Raw genomic sequence first — 26,481 nt, forward strand, 5'->3', positions numbered from 1 at the left:
GGGCCGCTCAGAGCGGCAGGCGCCGGAACACCTGCCGCGGCACGTGCCGCAGCGCCGACATGACCACCCGCAGTGCTCCGGGCACCCACACCGTCTCCGAGCGGCGCCGCAGGCCGGTCTCGATGGCCTCCGCCACCGCCTCCGGAGTGGTCGCCATGGGGGCCTCCTCCAGGCCCGCCGTCATCTTCGAGCGCACGAAGCCGGGGCGGACGACCATCACGTGCACCCCGGTGCCGTAGAGCGCGTCGCCGAGGCCCTGGGAGAAGGCGTCCAGGCCGGCCTTGCTGGAGCCGTAGATGAAGTTCGAGCGGCGTGCCCGCTCGCCGGCCACCGAGGAGAGCACCACCAGGGAGCCGTGCCCCTGGGACTGGAGCGCACGGGCGCAGATCAGGCCCGCGGAGACCGCCCCGGTGTAGTTGGTCTGGGCGACGCGGACCGCGGCGAGGGGGTCGTCCTCGTCGCGCGCCTGGTCGCCGAGGACGCCGAAGGCGAGCAGCACCATGTCGATGTCGCCCTCGGCGAAGACCTTGCCGAGGCTCTCCTCGTGGGCCTCGGGGTCGAGCGCGTCGAAGGCCACGGTGCGCACGTCCGCACCCAGCTCGCGCAGTCCGGAGGCGGCCTTCTCCAGGGTGGGGGAGAGCCGTCCGGCCAGCCACACCGTGCGGGTGCGGCGGGCGACGAGGCGGCGTGCGGTGGCGAGTCCGATCTCGGAGGTGCCGCCGAGGACGAGCAGGGACTGGGGGGTGCCGAAGGCGTCTTTCATGAGGTCCGGTCTCCTAGAGGGCGAGGCGGCGCGAGAGGTCCGAGCGGAACACGCCGCGCGGGTCGAGATCGGCTCGCAGCGCGCGGAAGTCGCCCAGCCGCGGGTACATGGCGGCGAGCATCTCCGGCCGCAGCCGCGAGTCCTTGGCGAGGTAGACGCGCCCGTCGGCGGCGGCCACCTCCTCGTCGAGTTCGTCGAGGAAGGCGCTGAGCCCCGGCAGGTTGGCCGGGATGTCGAGGGCCAGTGTCCAGCCGGGCATCGGGAACGACAGCCAGCCCGGATCGCCCTCTCCGAAGCGCTTCAGTACGGCGAGGAAGGACGGGCAGCCGCGCTCGGAGATGCGGCCCACGACGCGGCGCAGGGCTTCCTCCTTGCCGTACCCGACGACGAATTGGTACTGCACGAAGCCGCTGCGGCCGTAGACGCGGTTCCAGTGCGGGACGCCGTCCAGGGGGTGGAAGAAGGTGGAGATCTTCTGGAGCTCACCGGTGCGCGAGCGGGGCGCCTTGCGGTACCAGAGCTCGTTGAAGAGGCCCACCGAGGTCTTGCCGAGCAGGCCCTCCGGCAGGAAGGAGGGAGCCGCGGGGAGCTGTCCGGGGCGGAACGCGAGCGGGGCTCTACGCGCGCGTGCCCGTGCCGGAAGCGCGTCCAGGGGGGCGTGGTCGCCGCGGGTCAGGACCGAGCGGCCCATGGAGGTGCCGCGGGCGAGAAGGTCGATCCAGGCCACCGAGTAGCGATAGCGGTGGTCGGTGGCGGTCAGGCGGGCCATCAAGTCGTCGAGATCAGTGGCGCGTTCGGTGTCGACGCTCATCAAGGACGTCTCGACCGGTTGCAGTTGGACCGTCGCCGACAGGATGACGCCGGTCAGCCCCATGCCGCCCGCCGTGGCGTCGAACAGCGGGGTACCGGGGACGACGGTGTGGATCGTGCCGTCGGCGGTCAGCAGGTCCATCGCGAGCACATGGCGGGAGAAGGACCCCGAGACGTGGTGGTTCTTGCCGTGGATGTCGGCGCCGATGGCCCCGCCGACCGTGACATAGCGGGTCCCGGGAGTCACCGGCACGAACCAGCCGAGGGGAAGCAGGACTTCCATCAGACGGTGCAGGGAGACGCCCGCGTCGCAGACGACCACGCCCGCCTCGGCGTCGATGGTGCGCACCCGGTCCATGCCCGTCATGTCGATGACGGCGCCGCCCGCGTTCTGCGCCGCGTCGCCGTACGCCCGGCCGAGGCCTCTGGCGATGCCGCCGCGCTCGCCGCAGTCGCGCACGGCCGCCGCGGCCTCCTCCGGTGTGCGGGGCCTCACCAGCAAGGCGGTGGTCGGGGCGGTGCGGCCCCAGCCGGAGACGGACACGGCTTCGGCCGGGGGCGGGGCGGGGGTGTCGACAGGCATGGCAACGACCGTAACGCTCCGAGAAGGGCGGTTAGGCATAAATCATCCGTACTCTCACCGAAATGGGTGATTGAGGGAGTGTCATTCAACATTGCCGGAATTATTGGCAGGTTGACAGGTTGGCTAGAAGGGTCGAGGTGCCCAGCTCTCGAACGTCGAATGTCGAACGTCTTCGAATGTCTTCGAAAATGAGGCCACATGCACGACATGGACCACAGGTTGCTGTCGGCCCTGCGCGACTGCGGCACCGACCCCCGCGTGGCGGCCACCGCGCGCGCCCTCTCCTGGAGCGGTGAACACGGCGCTCTGTGGATCGCGGCGGGGCTCGTGGGCGCCGCCGCCGACCGGGAGCGGCGCGGCGCCTGGCTGCGCGGCACCGCGCTGACCGCCGCCGCCCATCTGGCCAGCATGGGTGTCAAGCGGATCGTCCGTCGCCCGCGCCCCTGCGGCGCCGAACCGCTCGTACGGACCGTGGGACGCCACTCCTTCCCCAGCTCGCACGCCACGTCGGCCGCCGCCGCCACCGTCGCGTACGGCGCGCTGCGCCCCGCAGGGGCCCGTCTCGTGCCGCCGCTGGCCGCCGCGATGTGCGTCTCCCGGATGGTCGTCGGCGTCCACTACCCCTCGGACGTCGCCGCGGGCGCGGCCCTCGGCGCGCTCACCGCGCGCGCGGGAGCCGCCTGGATGAAGGGCGGCCGCGCCGATGCCTGAACGTATCTCCAGCGTCCTGGAGCGGCCCCAGCCGCCCCAGTCGTCACGCCCGGGCGCCCTCGGCCTGCCGCTCGGCCTCCTGAAGACCGCGCGCCCGCGCCAGTGGGTGAAGAACGTCCTGGTCGTCGCCGCCCCCGCGGCGGCGGGTGAGCTGTTCTCGCGCCACGCCGCCGCGCAACTCGCCATCGTCTTCGGGCTGTTCACGGCCGCCGCCTCCGCCGTCTATCTGATCAACGACGCGCGGGACGCGGACGCCGACCGCGCCCACCCCACCAAGTGCCGCAGACCGGTCGCGGCCGGGCAGGTGCCGGTGCCCGTCGCCTACGCCGTGGGAGGCCTCCTCGCGGTCCTCGCGCCCGCGGCCGCAGCGGTCCTGTGCACCCCGCTCACGGCCGCGCTCCTGGCCGCCTACGTCGGCATGCAACTCGCCTACTGCGTCTCCCTCAAGCACGTCCTCGTCGTCGACCTCACGATCGTCACGACCGGCTTCCTGATGCGCGCCATGATCGGCGGCATCGCGCTCGACATCCCGCTCTCCCGCTGGTTCCTGATCACCACCGGCTTCGGCGCCCTCTTCATGGTCTCCGCCAAGCGCTACTCCGAAGCCGTCCAGATGTCCGGGAGCTCCGGCAAGTTGGGCGCCACGCGCGCGTTGCTCACCGAATACACCACCGGCTACCTGCGCTTCGTATGGCAGCTGGCCGCCGGGGTCGCGGTCCTCGCGTACTGCCTGTGGGCCATGGAAGCGGGCGGCAGCACGACCGGCGGCAGCCTTCTGCCGTGGCGTCAGCTCTCCATGACGGCCTTCATCCTCGCGATCCTGCGCTACGCCGTCTTCGCCGACCGTGGCACCGCCGGTGAGCCCGAGGACGTCGTCCTGCGGGACAGGGCGCTCGCCGTGATCGGCCTGGTGTGGCTGGCCATGTACGGACTCGCGGTCGCGAACTGGTGAGTCGCGATTCCCTACGCGCGCGTCTGCGGTCGCTCGGGCCCGAACTGCTCGGCTTCGCCGCCGCCGGGATCTGCGCCTACGCCGCCGACCTCGGCCTCTTCATCTGGCTGCGCGGACCGGTGGGACTCGACCCGCTGACCGCCAAGTCGCTCTCCTTCGTGGCGGGCTGCTCCGTGGCGTACGCGGGCAACGCGCTCGGCACCTACCGGCGCAAGGCGGCGGGTGTCTCGCGGCTGCGCCAGTACGCGGTGTTCTTCGTCGTCAACATCGCCGGCGCCCTCGTGCAGTTGCTGTGCATCGCCGTGTCGCACTACGGGCTCGGTCTCACCTCGCAGCGCGCGGACACCGTGTCGGGCGCCGGGGTCGGCATGGTTCTCGCCACCGTCCTACGGTTCTGGGGAACCCGGACTCTGGTATTCCGCGTGTCGGGCGGGACTTCGGGCACGTCTTCGGAGAGGACGGCAGGCAGGGAGGCGACGGAGGCGACATGGACTGGCTGAAGAAACTGCCCGGGATCGGGCCGCTCGTCGAGAAGGGCATGGGGACGCACGCGTGGCGCGCGTACGAACGGCTCGACCAGGTCCACTGGACGCGCCTCGCGGCCGCGATGACGTTCATCAGCTTCCTGGCGCTCTTCCCGCTGATCACCGTCGCCGCCGCGGTCGCCGCGGCGACCCTCTCCAAGAAGCAGCAGAACACCCTGGAGGACAAGCTCGCCGAGCAGGTCCCGGGCATCTCCGACCAGCTGAACCTGGACGCCCTCGTCACCAACGCGGGCACCGTCGGCATCGTCGCGGGCGCCCTGCTGCTCTTCACCGGCATCGGCTGGGTCGGCTCCATGAGGGAGTGCCTGCGGGCCGTCTGGGAGCTGCCGGACGAGGAGGGGAACCCCGTCCTGCGCAAGGCCAAGGACGCCGGGGTGCTCATCGGTCTCGGCGGCGCGGGCCTCGCCTCGTTCGCCGCCTCCGCGCTCGCCTCGACCGCCGTCGGCTGGACCGCCGACCTTTTCGGCATCGACGAGACGGGCTGGGGCGCGGTCCTGCTCCAGGCGGCCGCCTTCGCGATCGCCGTCCTCGCGGACTTCCTGCTGCTCCTGTACGTCCTCACCTTGCTGCCCGGCGTCCAGCCGCACCGCCGCGACCTCATCACCGCGGGACTGATCGGCGCGGCCGGCTTCGAACTGCTCAAGGTGCTGCTCGGCGGCTACATGAAGGGCGTCGCCGCGAAGAGCATGTACGGCGCCTTCGGCGTGCCCGTCGCGCTGCTCCTGTGGATCAACTTCACGGCAAAGCTGCTGCTGTTCTGCGCCGCCTGGACGGCGACGCGGAAGGCGTCACGAACGTCACGAGCAGCGGACGGCCCCGACGTCAGCCCTGACGCGGCCCCCGGCCGGACTGACCGGGCAGCGGCAGCCGGCGCCTGACGAGGAACACCCCCGCGGCGAGCACCACGACCACGCCGCCCGTGATGGCCAGCGCGGTGCCCATGCCGCCCGACCCCCCGTCGGAGGAGTGCGACATGTTCGCGGCGGCGGCGCCGTTCTTGCCGTCACCACCCGGCGCGCCCTTGCCGGCGCCCGTGGCACCCTTCGGCGCGACCAGCTCACCCACCGGGTCGACCTTGCCCGCGGCCTTGAAGCCCCAGTCGAACAGCCGCTCGGTCTCCTTGTAGACGGCGTGCGTCTCTCCGGAGGAGGGATTCATGACGGTGACAAGGAGGACCTTGCCGTCGCGCTCGGCGACACCGGTGAACGTGTTCCCCGCGTTCGAGGTGTAGCCGTTCTTGACGCCGGCGATGCCCTTGTAGGGGCTGATGCCGGGCGCACCGGTGAGCAGCTTGTTGGTGTTCTGGATCTCGAAGGTCCCGCGCTTCGTCTTGCCCTTGTCCTTGCCCTTCTTGATCTTCTTGGTCTCGCCGGGGAACTGGGCGACGGCCGTCGCGCAGTACTCCCGGAAGTCCTTCTTCTGCAGTCCGGAGCGGGCGATCAGCGTCAGGTCGTACGCGGAGGACACCTGCCCCTTGGCGTCGTACCCGTCCGGCGAGACCACGTGGGTGTCCAGGGCCTGAAGGTCCTCGGCGTGCTTCTGCATGTCCTTGACGGTGTTCTCGACGCCGTCGTTCATCGCGGACAGGACGCGCACCGCGTCGTTGCCGGACTTCAGGAAGACGCCGAGCCACAGGTCGTGGACGGTGTACGTCTCGTTCTCCTTGATGCCGACCATGCTGCTGCCCGCGCCGATGCCCTCCATGTCGGAGAGCTTGACCGTGCGCTTCTGCGTCTTGGGGAACTTCGGCAGGACCGTGTCCGCGAACAGCATCTTGAGGGTGCTCGCCGGGGGCAGCCGCCAGTGCGCGTTGTGCGCGGCGAGGACCTCACCGGTCTCCGCGTCGGAGACGATCCAGGAGCGCGCCGTGAGGTCCTTGGGCAGCACCGGGACGCCCGGCTTGAGCTTCGCCTGGGTGCCGGGCTTGCCGAGCAGGGCGCCGCCGACGGTCGACATCGAAGCGGGCGGCTTCGGCTGGTCGTCACCCGGCTTGCCGTCCGCCAAGGCGGGGGCGGTGGCCGAAAGGGTCAGCACGGTCGCGGAGGCGAGCAGCACAGCGGCTCTTCTGGTGGCACACACGGACGAGAACGTACAGGGCGGGGCTGTGGCGGCCGCCGCCGAGGTGCGCCGCGTCCCGTCGGCCCCACCCCGGCGGCGGCCCGCGGGAAGACCTCGCGATACTGAACGCATGAAGCTCAGCCGCCCAGTCTCCTGGTTCCTGCTCGCCTTCGGGGTGTGGAGCTGGTTCATCTGGATCACTTTCGTCAAGAACCTGTGGAAGGACGGCAGCGGGCTCGCCTTCGATGACGCGGGCGACCCGACCGGGTACTTCTGGGTGCACCTGACGCTCGCCGTTGTCTCCTTTGTCTTGGGGACGGTGGTAGGGACCATCGGGTTCCGTGGAATTCGCGCTCTGCGCCGTACGTCATAGCCGTGGCCGTTCTCGGGGTCCTCGTGGGCCTGGCCGTGCTCGCGGTCTTCGCCGCCCTCCACTGGTACGCGTGGCGCCGCCTCGTGCGCGACACGACGGCCGGACCGGGGCGTGCGCGACGTGCCGGCACGGTCGTCTTCGTGGCCGGGCCGCTGCTGACGTTCGCCGCGCTCGTGGGCGGACGCGCCGGCGTGCCCTTCCCGCTCCAGCGGATCCTCGCCTGGCCCGGCTACCTGTGGCTGGCCCTCTCGCTCTACCTGCTGCTGGCGTTGCTGGTGGGGGAGTTGGTGCGGCCGCTGCTGGGATGGTGGCTCGGACGGAGGCGGTCCGGTGAGGAAGCGGCGCACTCCGTAGAGGGTGACTTGGGCGAGAGCGCCTCCTCCGTAGAGGCTGCTTCCGAAGGCCCCGGCTCCGTAGAGGCCACCCCCGCCCCGACGGTCACCCCGACCCGTACAACCACTCCCGCTCCCTCCCCCTCCCGCCGTCTCTTCGTGTCCCGGATCGTCGGAGGTGGCGTCGCCGCCGCCGCTGTGGGGACCGTCGGGTACGGGGCGTACGGCGTGCTCAGCGGGCCCAAGGTGAAGCGGGTCACCGTGCCGCTGGCCAAACTGCCGCGCGGGGCGCACGGATTCCGGATAGCCGTCGTCAGCGACGTCCACCTCGGGCCGATCCTCGGGCGCGGCTTCACGCAGCGCGTGGTCGACACCGTCAACGCCACGCAGCCCGATCTGATCGCCGTGGTGGGCGACTTGGTGGACGGCAGCGTCGAGGACCTCGGCCCGGCCGCCGCCCCGCTCGCCGGGCTGCGGTCGCGGCACGGCGCGTACTTCGTCACGGGCAACCACGAGTACTTCTCCGGAGCCGAGCAGTGGGTCGACCACGTACGCGAACTCGGGCTGCACCCGTTGCGGAACGCACGTACGGAACTGCCGGGCTTCGACCTCGCCGGTGTCGACGACGTGGCGGGCGAGGACGAGGGTGAGGGCCCCGACTTCGCCAGGGCCCTCGGCGACCGGGACCGCTCACGGGCCTCGGTGCTCCTCGCGCACCAGCCGGTCGTCATCCACGACGCCGTGCGGCACGGCGTCGACCTGCAACTCTCCGGCCACACCCACGGCGGTCAGCTGTGGCCGGGCAACCTCGTCGCGGACCTGGCGAACCCCACGCTCGCGGGCCTGGAGCGCTACGGCGACACGCAGTTGTACGTGAGCCGGGGCGCGGGCGCGTGGGGGCCGCCGGTACGGGTCGGGGCGCCGTCGGACATCACGGTGGTGGAACTGGCGTCACGCGGCGCGTGAAACGGCGGGCCGGGCCGGGCGGACGGGCAGGGTGAACCGGCGGACACCCGGCACCGCCGCCGTCCCCGCGCAGACCACGCCCACCAGGGCGGCGGCGATCCACAGCGGCGGGCCGGTGCCCCAGGCGCTCGCCATGAGCGGCGCCAGGACGTAGCCGAGAGGCATCGCGGCCATCGACAGCAGCCAGTCGTACGACGTGACGCGGGCCAGCACCCCGGGCGGTATCGCCGCCTGTACCGACGTCTCCCAGACGGGGCTGAGGAAGCCGAGCCCGGCCTGCGCGAGGCCGTAGGCGGCCATGACGGCGGGCGCGGGGGCCTCGGCGGCGAGCAGCGCGAGCGGCAGGGCGTACGTCGCCAGGCCCAGGTTGGCCGTCAGGACGGGCCGCCTGGGCCGGGCCCGCCCGGCGAGCAGCGAGCCGAGCAGCAGCCCGACCGCGCCCGCCTGGAGCATGCCGATCCAGACCTCCTCGCCGCCCAGCTCCGCGACGGCGAGGGCCTGCCGAGGGTCATGAGCACCGCGGCGGCGCCGTTCCAGGCGGCGTGGGCGACCAGGCTCGTCCAGTACCAGTCCCGGCGGCGGACCTCCTGCCAGCCCTCGATGAGGTCCTTGCGCAGCGAGCGGTGTGGTCCCGCGGGCGCCTCGTGGCGGATGCGGACGGCCGAGAGCAGGCAGGCGCTGACGGCGAAGGTGACGGCGTCCAGGACGAAGGCCCAGCCGGGGCCCGCCGAGGCGATCAGCAGTCCGGCGAGGGCGGGCCCCGCGAGCGCGGTGGCGCTCCTGACGACACCGAACAGGGAGTTGGCGCCGTGCCGGTCCTTCTCGGTGACCGTGCCGGTGATCAGCCGCGGCAGGGTCGGCATGGCGAAGGCGGAGGCGGCGCCGCCGACGGCCTCCGCGGCGGCGATGTGCCACAACCGCGGATCGCCGCCCAGCAGTTCGACGCCCACGAAGAGCTGGGTGCCGCAGCGCACCAGGTCGGTGACGAGGGCGACGGTCCGGGCGTCGAAGCGGTCCGCGACGACTCCGCCGAGCGGCAGCAGGAGCAGCCGGGGCCCCATCGCGCAGCCGAGGACGAGGGCGAGGGCGGAGCTGGATCCGGTGGCGCGGAGCACGGCGAGGGTGAGGGCCGCGGGAATGACGGCGTCGCCGATGAGGGAGAGCGTGCGGCCGAGGAAGAGCAGCCGGAAGGGGCGGTCGCGCAGGAGGGGAGCGGACGGCGGGCGGGGCAGCGGCAGCGGCATGCGGGGACAGTATTTCGCTCCCGAACTATCCGTCAACGAAATATTCGGTAACGAAAGACATGGCCCCGAGTGAGGACGGTTAGGGTCGGTCCATGGCGGAGAAGCGCAACGAGCAGGACCGGGACTGGACCGACGGTCACGTCGAGCGGTGGCTGCCGGTGCTGCCCACCCTCGACCCGGACATCGAGGGCGCGGTCACCCGCATGAGCAAGCTCACCGTCCACCTGCGCCGCGTACGCGAACAGTCCCTCGCCGACTTCGAACTGGACCGCCAGGAGTTCGACACCCTGCACAAGCTGGCGGGCCGCGGGGGCGCCGCGAGCCCCTCGGAGCTGGCCGCGGACCTGGACCTCGCCCCGGCCTCCGTCACCGGCCGCCTGGACGGCTTGGAGCGCCGCGGGCTGGTCCGCCGTACGCCCTCACGCAAGGACCGCCGCCGGGTCGACGTGGAGCTGACGGAGGCGGGCCGGTCCACGTGGCGCGGCGCGATGGCCGTCGTCGGTCACGAGGAGGAGCGCCTGCTCGGCGCGCTCCCCGCGCGGGAGCGGGCGCTCCTGTCCGACATGCTGCGCCGGATCATGCTGGTGGCGGAGCGGGACGGGGGAGCGGGGTGGCGCTGACCGCCCGCTGCCGCTTGCCCGCGCCTCAGGAACTGCGGGCCAGCTCAGGGCGCTTGAGGTAGTCCGTGAAGCCGATGACGTTGCCCCACGGGTCGGCGATCTCCACGGTCCATCCGGTGGCGACGGAGAACGGCTCGGCGAGCAGCACGATCCCCGCGTCGGCGAGGGCCCGGCCCTTGGCGCGGGCATCCGGGACCTCCAGCCACACGCGCGGCGAGGGCCACGGCGGCGTACGCGCCACGATGCCGTCCTCCACGCGCAGCAGGACGCCCGGGGTCTCCTTGCCCACCTTCAGGATGGCGAGCCCGATCTCGTCGATACGGTGGGCGACCGGGAAGCCGGCCCGCTCGTAGAAGCCGACGGCCTCGCCGAGGTCGCCCACGGGAAGCAGGACGTTGTCGAAGCCGAGGAGCTCCGCGGCGGGGTCGGCGCCGCGGCCTGTGGCCGGGCCGGTGAACTGGTCAACGGACAGGCCGACCGACTGGTTGTCTGACATTCCGTCAGCGTAGGACGGCGGCGGCGCCAGGAGCGCAGACGCGCGAGCGCGCCGCCGCGAGGGCCCCCATCTGGCCCGCATCGGGGAACCGACGGCGGTCGTTGACGACAGGGTCGCGGTCACGCACCGGGCCCCGCTCCTTCGCAGGAGCGGGGCCCATGACGGCGTACGCGTACGGGGACGCGGGAGGATCAGAAGCGGCGCGTGATCAGCGCGCGCTTGACCTCCTGGATCGCCTTTGTGACCTCGATGCCACGCGGGCACGCGTCCGTGCAGTTGAACGTCGTGCGGCAACGCCACACGCCGTCCTTGTCGTTGAGGATCTCCAGGCGCTGCTCGCCCGCCTCGTCACGGCTGTCGAAGATGAAGCGGTGCGCGTTCACGATCGCGGCCGGGCCGAAGTACTGGCCGTCGTTCCAGAACACCGGGCACGAGGACGTGCACGCGGCGCACAGGATGCACTTCGTCGTGTCGTCGAAGCGCTCGCGGTCCTCGGCGGACTGCAGACGCTCGCGCGTCGGCTCGTTGCCCTTCGTGACGAGGAACGGCATCACGTCGCGGTACGCCTGGAAGAACGGGTCCATGTCGACGACCAGGTCCTTCAGGACCGTCAGACCCTTGATGGGCTCGACCGTGATCGGCTTGCCCGGGTTGATGTCCTTGATCAGGGTCTTGCAGGCCAGACGGTTCTTGCCGTTGATCCGCATGGCGTCCGAGCCGCAGATGCCGTGCGCGCAGGAGCGACGGAACGTCAGCGTGCCGTCCATGTCCCACTTGACCTTGTGGAGGGCGTCGAGGACACGCTCCTTGGGGTCGATCTCCAGCTGGAAGTCCTCCCACGTGGCGTCCGCCGAGACCTCGGGGTTGAAGCGGCGCACACGCAGGGTGATCGTGATGTAGGGGGAGTCGGCGAAGCCAGCCTCGGGCTTGGCGTCTTCCTTCTCAAGGGTCGGGGTAGCCATCAGTACTTACGCTCCATCGGCTGGTAGCGGGTCTGGACGACCGGCTTGTAGTCGAGACGGATCGTCTCCGTGCCGTCGTCGCCGACCTCGCGGTACGCCATGGTGTGGCGCATGAAGTTGACGTCGTCGCGGTTCGGGTAGTCCTCGCGGTAGTGACCGCCGCGCGACTCCTTGCGGGCCAGCGCGGACTGCGCCATGACCTCGGCCAGGTCGAGCAGGTTGCCCAGCTCGATGGCCTCCAGGAGGTCGGTGTTGAACCGCTTGCCCTTGTCCTGGATCGAGACGTTGAGGTAGCGCTCGCGGAGCTCCGCGATCTTCTCCACCGCCGTCTTGATCGTCTGCTCCGTGCGGAACACCATGACGTTGGCGTCCATGGTCTCCTGGAGCTCCTTGCGCAGCTCGGCGACCCGCTCGTTGCCCGTGGCGTCGCGCAGGCGCTCGACCTGGGAGACGACCAGCTCCTCCGGGTTCTCCGGCAGCTCGACGAAGTCGGCCTTCGCCGCGTACTCGGCCGCGGCGATGCCCGCGCGCTTGCCGAAGACGTTGATGTCCAGGAGCGAGTTGGTGCCGAGGCGGTTGGCGCCGTGCACCGACACGCAGGCCACCTCGCCCGCCGCGTACAGGCCCGGGACGACCGTGGTGTTGTCCGCCAGGACCTCACCCTCGACGTTCGTCGGGATGCCGCCCATGGCGTAGTGCGCGGTCGGCTGGATCGGGATCGGGTCCGTGTAGGGCTCGATGCCGAGGTACGTACGCGCGAACTCCGTGATGTCCGGGAGCTTGGCGTCCAGCTGCTCCGGCGGGAGGTGCGTGAGGTCGAGGTAGACGTGGTCGCCCTCGGGGCCGCAGCCGCGGCCCTCACGGATCTCCGTGTAGATGGAGCGCGAGACGACGTCACGGGACGCGAGGTCCTTCATGACCGGCGCGTACTTCTCCATGAAGCGCTCGCCGTCCTTGTTGCGCAGGATGCCGCCCTCACCGCGGGCGCCCTCCGTCAGCAGGATGCCCATGCGCCAGATGCCGGTCGGGTGGAACTGGAAGAACTCCATGTCCTCCAGCGGCAGCCCGCGCCGGTAGCAGGCCGCCTGGCCGTCACCGGTGAGCGTGTGCGCGTTCGAGGTCACCTTGAAGAACTTGCCGGTGCCGCCGGACGCGTAGATCACGGACTTCGCCTGGAAGACGTGGATCTCGCCGGTCGCCAGCTCGTACGCGACGACGCCCGCGCTCTTCTTGACCCCGTCCACCTCGACGATGAGCTGGTCGAGGACGTAGAACTCGTTGAAGAACTCCACACCCTCCTTGACGCAGTTCTGGTAGAGGGTCTGGAGGATCATGTGGCCGGTGCGGTCGGCCGCGTAGCAGGACCGGCGCACGGCGGCCTCGCCGTGGTTACGGGTGTGACCGCCGAAGCGGCGCTGGTCGATGGTGCCGTCCGGCGTGCGGTTGAACGGCAGGCCCATCTTCTCCAGGTCGAGGACCGCGTCGATGGCCTCCTTCGCGAGGATCTCGGCGGCGTCCTGGTCGACCAGGTAGTCGCCGCCCTTGATCGTGTCGAAGGTGTGCCACTCCCAGTTGTCCTCCTCCACGTTGGCGAGCGCGGCGGCCATGCCGCCCTGCGCGGCGCCCGTGTGGGAGCGGGTGGGGTACAGCTTGGTGAGCACGGCGGTGCGGCTGCGCTTCGTCGCCTCGATGGCGGCGCGCATGCCGGCGCCGCCCGCGCCGACGATGACGGTGTCGTACTTGTGAATCTTCACTGGGGTCGCCTCGGCTTTAGCGGATGTTCGGGTCGAAGGTGAAGATCACCAGCGTGCCCAGAAGGATGGTGAACACCGTGGCGGTGTACAGCAGGCCCTTGAGCCACAGACGCGTGTTCGGGCGCTCGGCGTAGTCGTTGATGACCGTGCGCAGGCCGTTGGCGCCGTGCAGCATCGCGAGCCACAGCATCAGCAGATCCCAGACCTGCCAGAACGGCGAGGCCCAGCGGCCCGCGACGAACGCGAAGCCGATCTTCGAGACGCCGCCGTCGAGCACCAGCTGGATCAGCAGGTGGCCGAGGACGAGGACGACCAGGACGACACCGGACAGGCGCATGAAGAGCCATGCGGCCATCTCGAAGTTGCCGCGGGTCGAGCGCGGGGTCTTGGAGGTGCGCTTGCGCGGCGCCTCGATGAGGGGGGCCGGGTGGTCCACGTCGTAGAGCGAGGCACCCTCGACGGGGCTCACGCCGGACGTACCGGACTTATCGAGCGTGGTGTCAGCAGACATGTCTGGCGTCAGCTCCCGAAGACTTCGCGGACGGCGTGGCCGAGGACCGGGTAGAGCGCCCCGATCATCAGGACGATCCAGATGCTGACGACGGTCCAGAGCATCTGCTTCTGGTAGCGGGGTCCCTTCGACCAGAAGTCGACGGCGATGACGCGCAGGCCGTTGAGCGCGTGGAAGAGGATGGCGGCGACCAGGCCGTACTCGAGGAGTGCGACGAGGGGCGTCTTGTAGGTGCTGACGACGTCGTCGTACGCCTCCGGGGAGACGCGGACGAGAGCGGTGTCCAGCACATGCACGAACAGGAAGAAGAAGATGAGGACGCCGGTGACTCGATGAGCCACCCAGGACCACATTCCTTCCCGGCCGCGGTACAGCGTTCCAGCCGGCACGGAAGTTCCTCCGGGAGCGGGGGTTGGGGCCGGCCGGCTTCGGTGTCGGACGAGCCCGGCCGGGTACGGTCCACCGGCCGCCCGTCATCGTATCGACGAGTTGTCGGTGGGCCTGCCCCGGGTCCTCAGGTGTGATCAAACAGGCAGTCAAACAGGCACGTACGGGCTATCAGGGCGTGCGGCGGGACGAATGCGCCCGGCGGCGGCGTCAGCACTGTCTTCGGCGGCGTGGCGCAGGGTCAGGCGGGTCAGCCGGCCGCGGGCCAGGCGCCGCAGTTCGTCGGCGGCGATGGCGCGCTCCTCCTCCGGATCGTTGCCGAGGCGTGACCGAAGAGCGGAGAGCAGCTGGTCCAGGGCCTCGTCCGGGGCCACCTCATCGAGGCAGATCACGAACGTGTGACCGAAGCGGCTCTCGTACGCGGCGTGCGCGGCGCGCAGGGCGGTGTGCGCGGCGCCGTACGTGACCTGGGGTGCCTCCGGGCGGCTGACCGGCGGGTCGAGGGGCTCGTGGGCCAGGGCCTCGGCGAGATCGGCGGGCGAGAGGTCGTACGCCGCCTCGTCGCAGGCGGCGAGCAGCGCGTCGAGGTCCGGATACGGGCGGTGGGCGGCGACGCGGCGGGCCCAGCTCAGGCTTCCGCAGCAGGTCAGGAGGGCGGCTTCGGCCGCGTGCGGCGTGGCGGAGTTCAGCTGTTCCGGCGTGACGACAGGGGCGGCGGCGGGGGCGCCGGCGCCGGGGAGTCGGGAGGAACGGTGCGGGGACAGCGGGCGCTCCTGGGCAGGGGGCGGCTGGGACGGGCGGGAACAGGTGGGGGAGGACGGTGCTGGTGGCGCCGGTGGTGGGAGCGGCGCCGGTGGTACAGGTGGTGTGGGCGTGGGGTGGGACGTAACGGTAGCGAGGCGGGCGAGGGGCCGTCCGATGGATGAGCGAATTTCATCCGGACGGGAGAGTTTCGCCCCGTGGTGTGGACGGATGCCTGCCGGGGGCCCGTCGTAGCGTGGCGTCATGGCTCTGACTTCTGGTGCTGCTACTGCTGCTATGGGTGCTTCTGGTGCTTCAGGTGCGGTGCGGGAGCGACCCGCCACAGGGCCGGGCGGTGATCCCGCGAGGACGGGGGGCGCGCCCGGGGCCCGGGGGCGGCGGTGAGGCGCGGGCCCGTCCTCGCCGCGGGCGGCGCCGTCGTCGCGGGAGCCGTCGCGCTGACCGTCACGCTCTGGCCCGGCGGTGACGGGAGCGGCGCCGCGGACCCGCCCTCGCTCCCGTCGGACGGGAAGTCGGCCGCCGCCTCGCGCGCGCCGAGCCCCAGCAGGAGCTACCCGCTGTCGAAGGCCCCGGCGACCATCCCCGCCGTGCGGGAGCACACCGCCGCCCGCGGGCCCGGCTGGCGCCCCGCCGAGGGCAAGGGCCGCGTGGTCGTGCGCGACGAGGGCCTGGCCGACGAGGCCCGCCTCCTCGCCGGTGAGCTGAAGCTCCGGTACGGCGGGGGAGGGCGCGCCCGCGCGGGCGACGTCGAACTGGCGCTCGCGTCCGGGGCGGACGGCGGCCCGGAGTCGTACACCCTCTCCGTGAAGGCGGGAACGGTGCGGATCACCGCGCCCGACCAGGCCGGTGTGTTCTACGGGACCCGCACGCTCAAGCAGGAGGTGGCGGCCGGCCGGACGGCCCCCGAGGGCGTCGTGCGGGACCGGCCCGCCAAGCCGCAGCGGGGCTTCATGCTGGACATCGCCCGCAAGCACTTCGACGCGGAGTGGATCGAGGACCGCGTCCGCGAGCTGGGCGACCTGAAGTTCAACCAGCTCGGCCTGCACTTCTCCGACGACCAGGCCTTCCGCATCGAGTCCGACTCGCACCCCGAGATCGTCTCCGCCGACCACCTCACCAAAGACCGGGTCCGCCGCATCCTGAAGCTCGCCGCGAGCCGGCACATCACCGTCGTGCCGGAGATCGACTCACCGGGCCACCTCGGCGCCGTCATCCGCGCGCACCCCTCGCTCCAGCTCCGTGACGCGCGGGGCGCCGTCGCGCGCGGCGCGGTCGACATCTCCGAGCCGCGGGCCGCGCGGATCGTCGACGACCTCCTGAAGGAGTACGCCGAGCTCTTCCCCGGCCGCTACTGGCACCTCGGCGCCGACGAGTACAGCGCCCTGACGGTCGAGAACCCCGAGGCGTCCTTCCCGCGACTGGCCGCCGCGGCCCGTGAGCGGTACGGACCGAGGGGCCGCGTGCAGGACCTGGCGACGGGGTGGCTCAACGACCGGGCCGACACGGTGCGCCCGTTCGAGAAGAAGCTCAAGGCGTGGAACGACGGCTTCTTCCGGGGCGGGCGGGCCGAGGCCGCCGACGACCTGGAGGTCGCGTACTGGACGGGCAAGGAGATCGGCGCCCGCGACCCCGTGGAGTACCTGAAGGCCGGGCGCGAGCTGGTCAACTACAACGACGAGTACCTCTACTACGTCCTCGGAGAACCGCAGACGTTCCGCTATCCCACCGGGCAGCGGATCTACGAGAGCTGGACGCCCCGGGTGATCCGCGGCACGCGGCCGGTGAGCGCGGAGTACGACGACCAGATCCTCGGCGGGTCCTTCGCGGTCTGGTGCGACCTGGCCCGCTCGCAGACCCAGGAGCAGGTCGCGCGGGGCATCCGCATGCCGCTGCGGGCCACCGTCCAGAAGCTCTGGGACCCGCGCACGCCCACGATTTCCTGGAGCGAATTCGTGAAACTCGCTGATACGGTCCGTTAGCCGCCGCCCGGCGCCCTGGGGAGGGACACGGACGGGCGGCTTTTTTCTGGATACGTCCTACCAAGTACGTGAACCCGTGGGGGGGCGCTCAGCGATGCTGTGCAAGGCATGTCAGTTCAATACGGCGATGACGTCGGAGGGGTACTGCGGCGTCTGCGTCCAGGCCGCCGCCGCGGCCCCGCCGCCGCCCGGTCACGCCATGGTCGACGGACGCCCCGCCCGGCTGCGCTCGCCCGTCGGGCTGGGCCGGGCCGCCGCGGCGCTGCTCGGCGTCGTCATCGCCACCGACGTGTACGCGCTGTGGGCCGGCACCGAGATGCAGGACGTCCTGAACGACCTCATCATCGGGCGGTACGGGGCGGACATCGAGCGGGAGGCGGACAACGCCGACACGCTGTACGCGAACGCCGGCACCGTGCAGACGGTCGCGCTGTTCGCCACCTGCGTCGTCTTCCTCGTCTGGTTCCACCGGGCGCGCGTGAACGCCGAGGTGTTCGAGCCGCACGGCCACCGCAAGAAGCGCGGCTGGACGGTGTGGGGCTGGTTCGTGCCGGTCGTGAACCTCTGGTTCCCGCGGCGGATCGCCATCGACATCTGGGACGCGAGCGGCACCCGGACCGCGACACCCGACGGCATGATGCCACTGGACCCGGCGGCGGAGCGCGGCCCGCACCGGCTCGTCAATGTCTGGTGGACGCTGTGGGTGGCGAACACCTTCGCCGGGCGGTGGGCGGCCCGGTCGTACACGCGGGCCGAGGAGGCCGACGAGATCAAGGCGGCGGTCGCCAACATGATGTTCGTGGACGCCCTCGACATCGCGGCCGCCGTCCTCGCCATCGTCTTCGTGCTGCGGCTCACGCGCATGCAGGACACCAAGGCCCGCACGGGCCCGGCCCCCGCACAGCAGGCGGTGCCCTTCCCCGCCCCGTGATGTCCCCCATCCGGTGGCGGACTCGCCCGCTTCTGTGGTGTATTCGGCCGGGACGGGGCAGAACGGTCCCAAGAGCCGGAACGGCCGACGGCTCGAACGCGCCACGGAGTACGACGGGGGACGAGCCATGGGCTACTGGGGGTACTACGTCGTGGGCAGGAGCGAGCGGCCCCTCGCACACTTCCCGGCGGTCGCGGGTGTGCGGGACGAGCTGTCCCTGCTCGAACGGCGGGCCGACGGCTGGCAGGTGTGGGAGGTGCCGGGCGGCGACGGCACACGCGACGTCGGCAACATGAACACGCTGGCCCTGGAGACGGGCGCGCCCGCGCTCTTCGGGTACGTGATGGCCAGCGACTGCGTGGTCGTCGAGGCGGCGGCCCCCCAGAGCGGGGCGTGGACGACCTGCCTGGCGCGGCGCGCGATGGCCGGCTACCTCGGCGACGGCGGGCTGACCGTCGACGACTACTTCCTGGAGCCGCCCGACGCCGCCGCACGCGCGGTCGCCTGGGCCGCCGAGGCGGGCCGTACGGTGCGGGCGGCGGCCCTCCTCGACGTACTGAAAGCCGACGCCGAGCCCTCGGCCGAGCAGCTCTTCTTCCGTTTCCTCGACCGGCTCGGTGTCGTGCCGCAGTGACGGCAGTGACGTTCCCGGCGCAGCGCACGCAGTACAGGTGAAGCGCAGGGTCCGTGACGGGAGACGTACAGCATGAGCCTGGTGGAGCTGATCGCACAGGCCGACGACCGGGGTCTCGCGGCCAGTGGGCTTGCCTGCCTCGACCGCTGCGTGCCGGTGCTCGGCGGCGGCGACGACCTGTTGCGGCCCCTGTGGGCGCGGCTCGCGGAGGGCGGTGACTGGGGCGAGGCGCTGGCCGAGGCCCGGTCGGCGCTCGCGCCCCCGGCAAACGCCGGTGCGCCGCCGGACGCCGGTGCGCCGCCGGACGAGGCCACGGTGCTGACCCGGCGCATGCTCGACGCCGTTCCCGCCGCGCACACGGGCCCCGCGGTGCGGGAGTGGGCGGACGGCTGCTCCGTCGCGGCCCTTCAGGTGCACCGACTCATGGATACCGCCACCGCCACCGCGCCGTGGGGCGGGGGCCGCCCGGTGTCGGCGCGCCGCGAGGGCCGCACGGACGGCATGACGCCGCTGGTCGAGGCCGAACTGCGGCGCCAGATCCAGATCCTGGAGCTCCTGGCCAACAAGGGTGCGGGGCCGGTGGGCGGCCTGCGGCAGGCGCTGGACATCTCGCTGGAGGGGCGGCGGGTGCTGCGGGCGGTGGTGTCGCGGCGGGCGCGGGGGTGTGGCTGACGGGGCCGCCTCGTCACTCGCGCTGCGCGGACGGCTCGCCACGGATCACGAGGGGGCGGCCGGCCTTGACGGCACCCGTGTCGGTGACGCGGCAGGTCACCGGGGCGGTGGGGGCGGAGTGGCTCTCCCGCTCGTCGCCGCCGAGGAAGCCGTACGCGATGAATCCGGCGCAGATGCCGAGCAGCACCGCACCGGCGGCCAGCACGCGGCGGTCCGAGACCTCGCCGACCACGGTCGGATCGTCGGGGTCCTCGGGCACGACGACTTCCCCCAGGCCGGTTTCCCCCAGGCCGGTTTCCCCAAGACCGGCTTCTCCGAGGCCGGCTTCCTTTTGGTGCCTGATGTCCGACGTGATGTCCGTCGTGCTGCCGTTCTTCGTCATCCCCGCCCCTGAGCGATGCCACGCAACCGGCGATCCGCGAATCCGGCCGGTTATACAACACCCTCCCCCCTGTTCACCAGCACCAGGACAGACGCCGTCCGGCGCGAGACCGTACATGCGTCGTCATTCGGCCCAACCGCGCGGGCTTGCGCGTTCTCTCCCCAAAGCCCTTGGCCCTTGGTTAACCTGACGAGCCATCACCGGCGACCCGACCGTCACAGCGGCCACGGAGGAGCCCGTGCCTGATGAACTCGGATTCGACGAGCTGCTGGACGACGGCGGCCTGATCGCCCGGCTGCTCGGCAGGACCGCGGCCGGGCGCAAGAGGGAGCTGCTCTACGGGACGGATCTGCCCGTGGTGCTGCTCGTCGGCGGCCCCGGCATGGGCAAAGGGCGCCTCCTGCGGTGCGTGCGGGACCGCTTCGGGCCGCGCGTTCCCACCGCGTACCTCGACTGCGGCCTGAGCGACTGCCGGGAGCAGGCCGAACAGCGGCCCGGCAGCCGGTCGGACGTGACCGAGGCGCTGCGCCAGATCGCCCTTCAGTACGGGGACTGGGCGGGGGACGGCGGCAAGATCGCCGTACCGCGGCTGTACGCCGGTCTCGCGGCCGTGGCGGCCAGCGACCGCCTCGCCCACGCGGCGCCCCTGGTGGACGAGGTGGTCCGCCTGGAGGGTCTGCTGCCGCCCAAGTCCTTCTGGCGGGGCGTGCTGATGGGGGCGGCCAACAACTACCTCGGTTTCCTGGGCGGGCTGGTCACCACGCCGCTGGCGGGGCCCTTCATCAACGCCCTCCTCGACGGGCTGTTCGCCCGCCTCTCGCCGGAGGGCAGGGCGGCCCTCGCGGAGTGCTACGGCGACTACCCCGGCGCGGGCGGCAACCCCCAGGCCGGGCTGCGGTCGCTCGGCGGCGACTTCCAGCAAGGCGGCGAGGCGCGGCGGATCGCCGAAGGCTTTCTCTTCCGTGCCCTGCGGCAGGACGTCGACACCGCTTACCGCTCCGTACGGGGACGCCTGTCGCGGGTGGGGAGGCCCGCCCTGCTCCTCGACCACGCGGACAACTCCCTGGGCAGGCGGCTGCTGAAACCGGTCCTGGAGGACCGGGAGCGCGGCCACCACGACCGGCTCGTCGTCTTCGCGACCGCCCGGCGTGCGGACGGCGGGCGCTTCCTCCACCGCGCGGGCGGCGCTCCGGCGGAGATGGCCAGGTGGGAGCCGTTCACCGGAGCGCTGCCCGACTGGAGCCGTCCGCCGGGCGGGGTACCCGATCACGCGCCGCTGTGGCGGGGCGTCCTGCTCGTCCGCATGCCCGTGCTCACCCGCGACCAGCAGAAGGCCGAGCTGAGCCGGTTGCGGGGGGACCAGGAGCAGCCGGACACCGCCGTCCGGCTGCGCGTCCACAGCGGTGTGCACCGGCTGAGCGGCGGCCGTCCGCTGTTCGTGACCCGGCTCGGGGAGGCGGCCGCGGCCCTGTCGTTCCCGGCATCCGGCCCGGCATCCGGCGACTGCACCGACTGGACGCTCCTGGACGCCCGGGTGCCCGCGGGGGACGACGGCGAGGGGCGCCGGGTGGCCGACCGCCCCGTGGCCGATGTACTCATCGGGGAACTCGTCACCTGTCAGCACCCCGAGGAACTGCCGCCGGAGCACCGCGGCCACTGGCTCGACCTGCTCACCCATCTGTCGGTGGCGCACGACGTGGAGTGTGCCCAGACCCTGATGCGCGCGGTGCAGGAGGGACGGGACGACCAGCTGTCCGCCTACCTCATCGCCGACCTCCTGGAGGACAGCGGCTGGCCGCGCTGCCCCCGGCACTTCATCGGCGACCTCGGCCTGCGCCGGCTGCTGACGCGGCGGCTGCACCGGCTGCGGGACGGCGGCGCCGCCTGGCACAGGGACCACGCGCTGCTCCAGGGCCACTACCGCGACCTGGGGAACGACCACCCCGACCCGCTGTTCACGACCGCGGGCGCGCACCGGATGCACCACCTCCTCGCCTCCGACGGCGCGGACCTCGTCACGCGGTACCTGGCCGGGACCTTCCTCACCCGTCCCATCGCCGCCTGGTGCGAGGAGCTCCTCGCCATCGCGGACGCCGCGCTGATCGGGGCGGACGACGACCGGTACGCCCGCGCTCTCGGTGAGATCCACGTCCACGGCGACACCCGGCGGCGGCTCATCGACCGCCTGCTGCACGCGGTGTGGCTCACGGAGGACCGCACGCAGCCGCTCGACGAGACCGCGCCGGGCGCGCTGCGCGGTCCGCTCCGCGGCCTCAGCGAGGAACTGGCGCGGATCGCCGACGAGGCGGTGCGCGACCAGGGGCCCGAAGGGGCGGACGTGGCCAGGGCGGCGGAGGGGGCCGCGCTGCTCGTCCGCGTGGCCCGGGAGTGGGGCGATCGGGCGGAGGACAAGCAGCCGCTGCGGCGGTGCGGGTGCACGGAGCACATCGGGTTCGGCTGACCAGGCGATACGTGGTTTCACCGGCGGAGGGAGAGCAGCGTTGAGACGGTTCGGGAACTGGCTGTACAACACGTTGTGGGCCAACTGGACGCGCAGGGTCATCGCGCTGCTCGGCCTCGTGGCGGGATGCGTCCTCGTGTACATGTTCCTGCCCCCGGTCGGTGAACCGGAGAGCTGCGCCATCGGCGTCGAGCGGCACGACGGCGAGTGCGTCGGCGTCAACGGCACCGGCTACGCCTTCGGCACCCCGGAGATCGAGAAGGTGGCCGGGGCCATCGCGAAGGAGAACGAGGAGTTCGTCGGCGACAAGCCGCACGTCACCGTGGCCCTGATGCTGCCGCTCCAGCCCGACATCGCCGCCGAGCGCAAGCAGCTCCGCAGCGAGATCCAGGGCGCCTACCTCGCCCAGTACCGGGCCAACCGCGAGGAGAACACCCCGTTGCTGCGTCTCGTGCTCGCCAACCCCGGCGACGCGTACGCCCAACAGCGGCGGGTCGTCGACCAGTTGGCGCAAATGTCGCGGGACGATCACGTCAACCTCCGCGCCGTCACGGGCTTCAACCTCAGCCTGGACGCCACGGAGAAGGCCATCGCACGCCTGACCAACGAACTGAGCATCCCGGTCCTCGCCGGCCGCGTCAGCGCGGACGAGCTCGCCAACCCGGAGAAGAGCACCGGCAAGGACCCCTATCCCGGCCTCGCCCGCATCATCCCGACCAACCGCCAGCAGGCGGACGCGCTCGCCAACTTCCACGGCGAACTCAGGGACGAGCAGACCGTCCTGGTCCGGGACAAGCGGCCGCACGACATCTACAACAACTCGCTCGCCAAGGCGTTCGGCCGCGACGAGGACGGCCCGCCGGGGCCCAAGGACCAGACCTTCCAGTCCCCCTCGATCACCGACCCGGGCGACACGGGCAACGACTTCACCCTCATCGCCCAGAACATCTGCCAGTCCACGGCCCGTTACGTCTACTTCGCGGGCCGTCCCGTCCACCTGCGGCTCTTCGCGCTGAAGCTGGCCGACGTGCAGTGCCGGGGGAAGAAGTACACGATCGTCAGCGGCTCGGGCGCGGCCACGCTGGAGCGCTACATGAAGGGCGACGACTGGGCGCGGCTGCGCGGCGGCGGGAAGGAACCCGTCATCACGGTGCAGTACGCGGCCCCCGGGCACCCCGCGGCCTGGGACAGGCAGCTGAGCGGGGAAAAGGACGCCAAGGACCGCCCGGCCTACTTCACCGAACCGCAGGAGGAGCTGAACAAACTGCGCGCCCTGATCGCGAAGGGGAGCGCCGGGGACATCGGCCCCACCAGCCTGGACGACTCCCGCACCATGCTGGTGTACGACGGCGTGCGCACCGTCGCCAAGGCCGTGCTGCTCGCCAACGCCCAGACGGAGGGGACGGTGCCGCCCCTGAGGCGGGTCTCGGACATGTGGCAGCGCCTCGAAGCGGTCAACCGGGTCCACGGGACCAGCGGCTGGATCTGTCTGACCAACGCGGGCAACGCCTACGACAAGCCGGTGGCCGTGGTCGAACTGGAGCCGCGCACCGAGAAGCTGCGGTTCGTCGGCATCGGCTGGCCCGAGGACAAGCGCCAGCCCGAGGACTGCCGGGTGCCGAGCGACACCCGCTGAACCCGGAAACGACCGCGCGCCGCCCCCTCCGGGCCAGGGGGAGCGGCGCGCGGTCTGTGGTTCAGGGCGTCAGCGCCTGGCCCAGGCGGGCCCCCGCCGGGGTGCCCAGCAGCGTACGTCCGTAGGAGACGCCGCTCGCGTCGGGTACGCCCGCACTGCCGCTGTCCAGCTGGAGGATCGTGCCGTCGCCCGCGTCCTCGCCCTCGGCGCCGATGGCGAGGTCCGCCCGGCCGGAGCCGGACAGGTCGGCCAGCGTGACCGAGGAGCCGAGGCGGTCGCCGCTCTCCGTGGCGCCGGGGACGTCGGGCTCGTCCTGCGAGACGGCCAGCGCGCCCGTGCCGGTGAGGCCGGACGCGGAGCCCCTCAGGAGCAGGGACGTACCGGCGTCCTTGCGGTTGGCGCCGGCGCGGGTGATGTCCTCGCCCGGGGCGCCGGTGGCGACGTCCGCGTAACCGTCGAGGTCGTAGTCGCCCGCCGCGACCGACCAGCCCATCGCGTCACCCGCCTCGGCGGCGCCGACCACGCCGCTCGTCGCCTGGTGGACCGTCTTCGTGCCCGCCGCGGAGGGCCCTGTCGGCGTGCCCGGGACCACGGTCACCTGGCCGCCCGCGTGCGCGCCGGACTCGGCGGTGTACGGCTGGCCGATGACCAGGTCGTCGTAGCCGTTGCCGTTGACGTCGCCCACGGCGACCGAACGGCCGCCCGGCACGGACAGGACTCCCACCCGGTTCAGGCCCGAGCGGCCGCCCCTGAACCACGCGACCTTGCCCTTGCCGGCCTGGTCGCGGTAGGCGAGGGCCACGTCCGCGTAGCCGTCGCGGTTGAAGTCGCCGGACGCGGCGTCGGCGTACGCGATGGCGGTGTCGCCCGGCGTGAGGCTGCCGCCCGACTCACGGTCGGGGCCCAGGCGCGCGGCCCACGAGCCGCCCGTGCCGGTCGCCGCCGCGAAGACGTCCGCCTCGCCGTCGGCGTTGAAGTCGCCGACGGCGACCGCCGAACCGAAGCGGGCCTTGGTGTAGTTGAAGTCGTCCGAGAGCCGCATGTCCGTGCCCGACGTGAAGGCCGGGCCGTACAGCATGGTGACCGCGCCGCGGTCGGTGTGGCCCGAGGAGTCGTCCTCGCCGGGGGCGCCGATGACGAGGTCCGCGTACCCGTCGCCGTTCAGGTCGCCCCACGCCGTGGCCGACCCCCAGGCGTCGCCGGCCTCGGAGGCACCGGGGACACCGGCGCTCGTCTGCGTCAGGGAGATCTTCCGCCCGCCCACCGGGCCGCCGGGGCCGCCGGGCACGACCGTCACCCGGCCGCGGTCGCCCGACGCCTTCGGGGTGCCCGCGACCAGGTCGGTGGCGCCGTCGCGGTTGAAGTCGGCGGTCGGGGCCGCGGAGCTGCGGCCCGCGCCGGCCGCGAAGCGGCGGACGTCGTCGAGCCCGGCGTACAGGTTCTTCCCCGGGCAGGTGGTCGTGGCGGCGTCGCGGTGGCCGGAGACCGTGTGCAGCGAGGCCCGCTCGCCCTTCTTCCACACGCCCGTGTCGGCGGTGGCGGTCAGCGTGACCTCGCCGGCCGGGTCGCCGTCGTACTGGCCGAGCTTCCAGGCCGCCACGCGCGCCACCGACTCCAGTGCGGCGCGCGTCGGCCTGCCCGCGCTCCTGCCGGTCGCCGGGTCGCCCTCGAAGTCGCCGAGGACGGCGATGCCCGTCGACTCGCCGTCGAAGCCGTCGGTGTGCTCGCCGCGCACGGGTACGTCGACGCCGCCCGCGCGGCCCTCGAAGACGCGGCCGCACTTGTCCACGAGGAAGTTGTGGCCGAGGTCGTTCATGCCCTCGGTCCGCACCTGGTACGTCATGAGGGCGCGGATCAGCGCGGGGGACTCGGCGCAGCGGTAGTCGTTGGTACCGGCCGTGTGGTGGACGAAGACCGCCGCGACCTTCGCCCCGTACTCCGCCGGGTCCTTCACGAGCGACTCGTCGGCGCCCCAGGCGGCGCGGCCGATGATCGGCGGCCGGTTGACCGTCGACGGCGGCGGTGTCGGCTTGGTGGGGGTGGGCTCCGGGGTGGACGAGGGGGAGCCGGTCGGGGGGCCGGTGGGGGAGCCGCTCGGAATGGTCGGTTCGCCCGAGGCCGAGGGGGGCGCGGTCGGTGAGGAGGGCGTGCCGGTCGGCTCGCCGGAGTCCGTCGGGGCCGGGCCGGTCTCGTCGGGCGGGGTGGGCGGCACGGTGTCGTCGTCCGGCGGGGTGGGCGGCACGGTGTCGTCGGGGGCGGTGGCGGCGCCCGCGCCCGTGCGCGTGCCGCCACCGCGGGCCGGGCCGAGCGCCGGGCTCTTCGCCTCCTGGGACGTCACACCCGGGTCCACGAGGCTGACCTCAAGGTCCTTGGGCAGCTCGCGACGTGCCGGTCCGTCGGCCGCGGCGACACGGACCTCCACCCCGTCCGACGGGCCCACCCAGAGCGGCTCGGAGGCGGCACGCGCACCCGCCTCCGGCTTCAGGGCGCGCCAGCCGCTCCACTTGCCGGAGCCGAGGGCGCGCGTGCGGACCTGCGCGGTGCCCGCCAGCTCCCGTGTGGCACCGCTCCACGAGACGCCGAGCAGCGAGAACTGCCCGGTCGACGTGCGCGGCAGCTCCCGCGCGGCGCCGTCGGCCTTGAGCGCGAGGTCGTGCACGCTCGCCGGCCGCTTGGCGTAGGGGTCCGCGCCGGGCTCGTCCCCGGCGTTCGGTCCGGCCGCGGCGTACGTCACCGCCCCCGCGCCGCCCAGCACGACGGCGCCGATCGTCAGCCAGGCCCGGCGCTTCGGACTCAGCGGTCGGTACGCATGCGTCGTACGCGCCTTTTCACGCCTTTTGCGCGAGCTCAAGTGCCCCACCCCTCAGCGAATCACAGGTGAATCAAGCGAGTTCATACGACATCACGACGCGCCAAAGGGTTGTACGAGGGCGGATGTTTGTCGGCGTGATGTTTCC

General features: G+C 72.3%; 24 protein-coding genes and 1 pseudogene. 13 read left to right on the forward strand and 12 right to left on the reverse strand.

Annotated elements, in window-relative coordinates; translation table 11 throughout:
- Positions 1-7: 7 nt before the first annotated feature.
- Both ACOBQB_RS32880 and ACOBQB_RS32885 read right to left on the reverse strand, forming a co-directional pair.
- The gene (locus tag ACOBQB_RS32880; RefSeq protein WP_423596926.1) at positions 8-763 is read right to left on the reverse strand and encodes a decaprenylphospho-beta-D-erythro-pentofuranosid-2-ulose 2-reductase; all 756 of its coding nucleotides are present in this window, start codon (positions 761-763) and stop codon (positions 8-10) included.
- A gap of 13 nt (positions 764-776) precedes the next feature.
- Positions 777-2,156, reverse strand: a complete 1,380-nt coding sequence (locus ACOBQB_RS32885; protein ID WP_423596928.1) for an FAD-binding protein — start codon at positions 2,154-2,156, stop codon at positions 777-779.
- Between the two features lie 198 nt (positions 2,157-2,354).
- Here ACOBQB_RS32885 and ACOBQB_RS32890 point away from each other — a divergent pair, with 198 nt between their 5' ends.
- The 4 genes from ACOBQB_RS32890 to ACOBQB_RS32905 are packed head-to-tail and all read left to right on the forward strand — an operon-like array spanning position 2,355 to position 5,242.
- A complete protein-coding gene (locus ACOBQB_RS32890; RefSeq protein ID WP_423596930.1) occupies positions 2,355-2,867 on the forward strand; it encodes a phosphatase PAP2 family protein in 513 nt (170 codons plus the stop codon).
- Complete coding sequence (locus ACOBQB_RS32895; RefSeq protein ID WP_423596932.1) at positions 2,860-3,819, forward strand: decaprenyl-phosphate phosphoribosyltransferase; 960 nt, start codon at positions 2,860-2,862, stop codon at positions 3,817-3,819. Before ACOBQB_RS32890 ends, ACOBQB_RS32895 begins: the two co-directional genes overlap by 8 nt.
- The gene (locus tag ACOBQB_RS32900) at positions 3,816-4,319 is read left to right on the forward strand and encodes a GtrA family protein (protein ID WP_423596934.1); all 504 of its coding nucleotides are present in this window, start codon (positions 3,816-3,818) and stop codon (positions 4,317-4,319) included. Before ACOBQB_RS32895 ends, ACOBQB_RS32900 begins: the two co-directional genes overlap by 4 nt.
- The gene (locus tag ACOBQB_RS32905) at positions 4,307-5,242 is read left to right on the forward strand and encodes a YihY/virulence factor BrkB family protein (protein WP_423596936.1); all 936 of its coding nucleotides are present in this window, start codon (positions 4,307-4,309) and stop codon (positions 5,240-5,242) included. Before ACOBQB_RS32900 ends, ACOBQB_RS32905 begins: the two co-directional genes overlap by 13 nt.
- Here ACOBQB_RS32905 and ACOBQB_RS32910 read toward each other — a convergent pair.
- A complete protein-coding gene (locus ACOBQB_RS32910) occupies positions 5,187-6,554 on the reverse strand; it encodes a D-alanyl-D-alanine carboxypeptidase family protein (RefSeq protein WP_423596938.1) in 1,368 nt (455 codons plus the stop codon). The two genes, ACOBQB_RS32905 and ACOBQB_RS32910, sit on opposite strands and share 56 nt — an antisense overlap.
- Here ACOBQB_RS32910 and ACOBQB_RS32915 point away from each other — a divergent pair.
- Both ACOBQB_RS32915 and ACOBQB_RS32920 read left to right on the forward strand, forming a co-directional pair.
- Positions 6,553-6,795, forward strand: a complete 243-nt coding sequence (locus tag ACOBQB_RS32915) for an SCO4848 family membrane protein (protein ID WP_125514575.1) — start codon at positions 6,553-6,555, stop codon at positions 6,793-6,795. The two genes, ACOBQB_RS32910 and ACOBQB_RS32915, sit on opposite strands and share 2 nt — an antisense overlap.
- A 2-nt stretch (positions 6,796-6,797) precedes the next feature.
- Entirely contained in the window at positions 6,798-8,093 is a 1,296-nt protein-coding gene (locus ACOBQB_RS32920; protein WP_423596941.1) for a metallophosphoesterase, read from the forward strand.
- Here the strand turns inward: ACOBQB_RS32920 and ACOBQB_RS32925 are convergent.
- A pseudogene (locus ACOBQB_RS32925) lies at positions 8,079-9,337 on the reverse strand (MFS transporter). The gene ACOBQB_RS32920 and the pseudogene ACOBQB_RS32925 sit on opposite strands and share 15 nt — an antisense overlap.
- Before the next feature lie 92 nt (positions 9,338-9,429).
- On the opposite strand from ACOBQB_RS32925, the gene ACOBQB_RS32930 reads away from it, so the two are divergent.
- Positions 9,430-9,957 carry a MarR family winged helix-turn-helix transcriptional regulator gene (locus ACOBQB_RS32930; RefSeq protein WP_423596943.1) on the forward strand — a complete coding sequence of 176 codons (528 nt, stop codon included), beginning with the start codon at positions 9,430-9,432 and terminating at the stop codon, positions 9,955-9,957.
- Positions 9,958-9,982: 25 nt separating this feature from the next.
- On the opposite strand, the gene ACOBQB_RS32935 is transcribed toward ACOBQB_RS32930, so the two are convergent.
- The 6 genes from ACOBQB_RS32935 to ACOBQB_RS32960 all read right to left on the reverse strand — a co-directional run bounded on the left by ACOBQB_RS32935 (position 9,983) and on the right by ACOBQB_RS32960 (position 15,074).
- A complete protein-coding gene (locus ACOBQB_RS32935; protein WP_423596945.1) occupies positions 9,983-10,453 on the reverse strand; it encodes a VOC family protein in 471 nt (156 codons plus the stop codon).
- Between the two features lie 191 nt (positions 10,454-10,644).
- Positions 10,645-11,415: a succinate dehydrogenase iron-sulfur subunit gene (locus tag ACOBQB_RS32940; protein ID WP_423596947.1), complete on the reverse strand. Its 771-nt coding sequence runs from the start codon at positions 11,413-11,415 to the stop codon at positions 10,645-10,647.
- Entirely contained in the window at positions 11,415-13,169 is a 1,755-nt protein-coding gene (gene sdhA / locus ACOBQB_RS32945; RefSeq protein ID WP_423596949.1) for a succinate dehydrogenase flavoprotein subunit, read from the reverse strand. The genes ACOBQB_RS32940 and sdhA overlap by 1 nt, the downstream gene beginning before the upstream one ends.
- 16 nt (positions 13,170-13,185) lie before the next feature.
- Positions 13,186-13,680, reverse strand: a complete 495-nt coding sequence (locus ACOBQB_RS32950) for a succinate dehydrogenase hydrophobic membrane anchor subunit (RefSeq protein WP_423596951.1) — start codon at positions 13,678-13,680, stop codon at positions 13,186-13,188.
- An 8-nt stretch (positions 13,681-13,688) separates the two neighbouring features.
- Positions 13,689-14,069 (reverse strand): succinate dehydrogenase, cytochrome b556 subunit, encoded by a 381-nt coding sequence (gene sdhC / locus ACOBQB_RS32955; protein ID WP_423596953.1) that lies wholly within the window; start codon positions 14,067-14,069, stop codon positions 13,689-13,691.
- 147 nt (positions 14,070-14,216) lie between these two features.
- Positions 14,217-15,074, reverse strand: a complete 858-nt coding sequence (locus ACOBQB_RS32960) for a 2-oxo-4-hydroxy-4-carboxy-5-ureidoimidazoline decarboxylase (protein WP_423596955.1) — start codon at positions 15,072-15,074, stop codon at positions 14,217-14,219.
- A 135-nt stretch (positions 15,075-15,209) separates the two neighbouring features.
- On the opposite strand from ACOBQB_RS32960, the gene ACOBQB_RS32965 reads away from it, so the two are divergent.
- The 4 genes from ACOBQB_RS32965 (at position 15,210) to ACOBQB_RS32980 (ending at position 19,045) form a co-directional block, all read left to right on the forward strand.
- The gene (locus ACOBQB_RS32965; protein ID WP_423596957.1) at positions 15,210-16,808 is read left to right on the forward strand and encodes a beta-N-acetylhexosaminidase; all 1,599 of its coding nucleotides are present in this window, start codon (positions 15,210-15,212) and stop codon (positions 16,806-16,808) included.
- A gap of 127 nt (positions 16,809-16,935) precedes the next feature.
- A complete protein-coding gene (locus ACOBQB_RS32970) occupies positions 16,936-17,739 on the forward strand; it encodes a DUF4328 domain-containing protein (protein ID WP_423596959.1) in 804 nt (267 codons plus the stop codon).
- 127 nt (positions 17,740-17,866) lie between these two features.
- Positions 17,867-18,373 carry a hypothetical protein gene (locus ACOBQB_RS32975; protein WP_423596961.1) on the forward strand — a complete coding sequence of 169 codons (507 nt, stop codon included), beginning with the start codon at positions 17,867-17,869 and terminating at the stop codon, positions 18,371-18,373.
- Between the two features lie 72 nt (positions 18,374-18,445).
- Positions 18,446-19,045, forward strand: coding sequence for a hypothetical protein (locus tag ACOBQB_RS32980; protein WP_423596963.1), 600 nt, complete (start codon positions 18,446-18,448; stop codon positions 19,043-19,045).
- A gap of 13 nt (positions 19,046-19,058) precedes the next feature.
- Here ACOBQB_RS32980 and ACOBQB_RS32985 read toward each other — a convergent pair whose 3' ends face one another.
- Positions 19,059-19,427, reverse strand: coding sequence for a hypothetical protein (locus ACOBQB_RS32985; protein WP_423596964.1), 369 nt, complete (start codon positions 19,425-19,427; stop codon positions 19,059-19,061).
- Between the two features lie 238 nt (positions 19,428-19,665).
- Here ACOBQB_RS32985 and ACOBQB_RS32990 point away from each other — a divergent pair, with 238 nt between their 5' ends.
- Positions 19,666-21,888: a hypothetical protein gene (locus ACOBQB_RS32990; RefSeq protein WP_423596966.1), complete on the forward strand. Its 2,223-nt coding sequence runs from the start codon at positions 19,666-19,668 to the stop codon at positions 21,886-21,888.
- A 40-nt stretch (positions 21,889-21,928) separates the two neighbouring features.
- Positions 21,929-23,524: an amino acid ABC transporter substrate-binding protein gene (locus ACOBQB_RS32995; protein ID WP_423596968.1), complete on the forward strand. Its 1,596-nt coding sequence runs from the start codon at positions 21,929-21,931 to the stop codon at positions 23,522-23,524.
- 61 nt (positions 23,525-23,585) lie between these two features.
- Here the strand turns inward: ACOBQB_RS32995 and ACOBQB_RS33000 are convergent, their stop codons facing one another.
- Positions 23,586-26,384, reverse strand: a complete 2,799-nt coding sequence (locus ACOBQB_RS33000) for an FG-GAP-like repeat-containing protein (protein ID WP_423596970.1) — start codon at positions 26,382-26,384, stop codon at positions 23,586-23,588.
- Positions 26,385-26,481: the final 97 nt, after the last annotated feature.

Source organism: Streptomyces sp. G5(2025) (assembly GCF_049542075.1).
Taxonomy (GTDB): Bacteria; Actinomycetota; Actinomycetes; order Streptomycetales; family Streptomycetaceae; genus Streptomyces.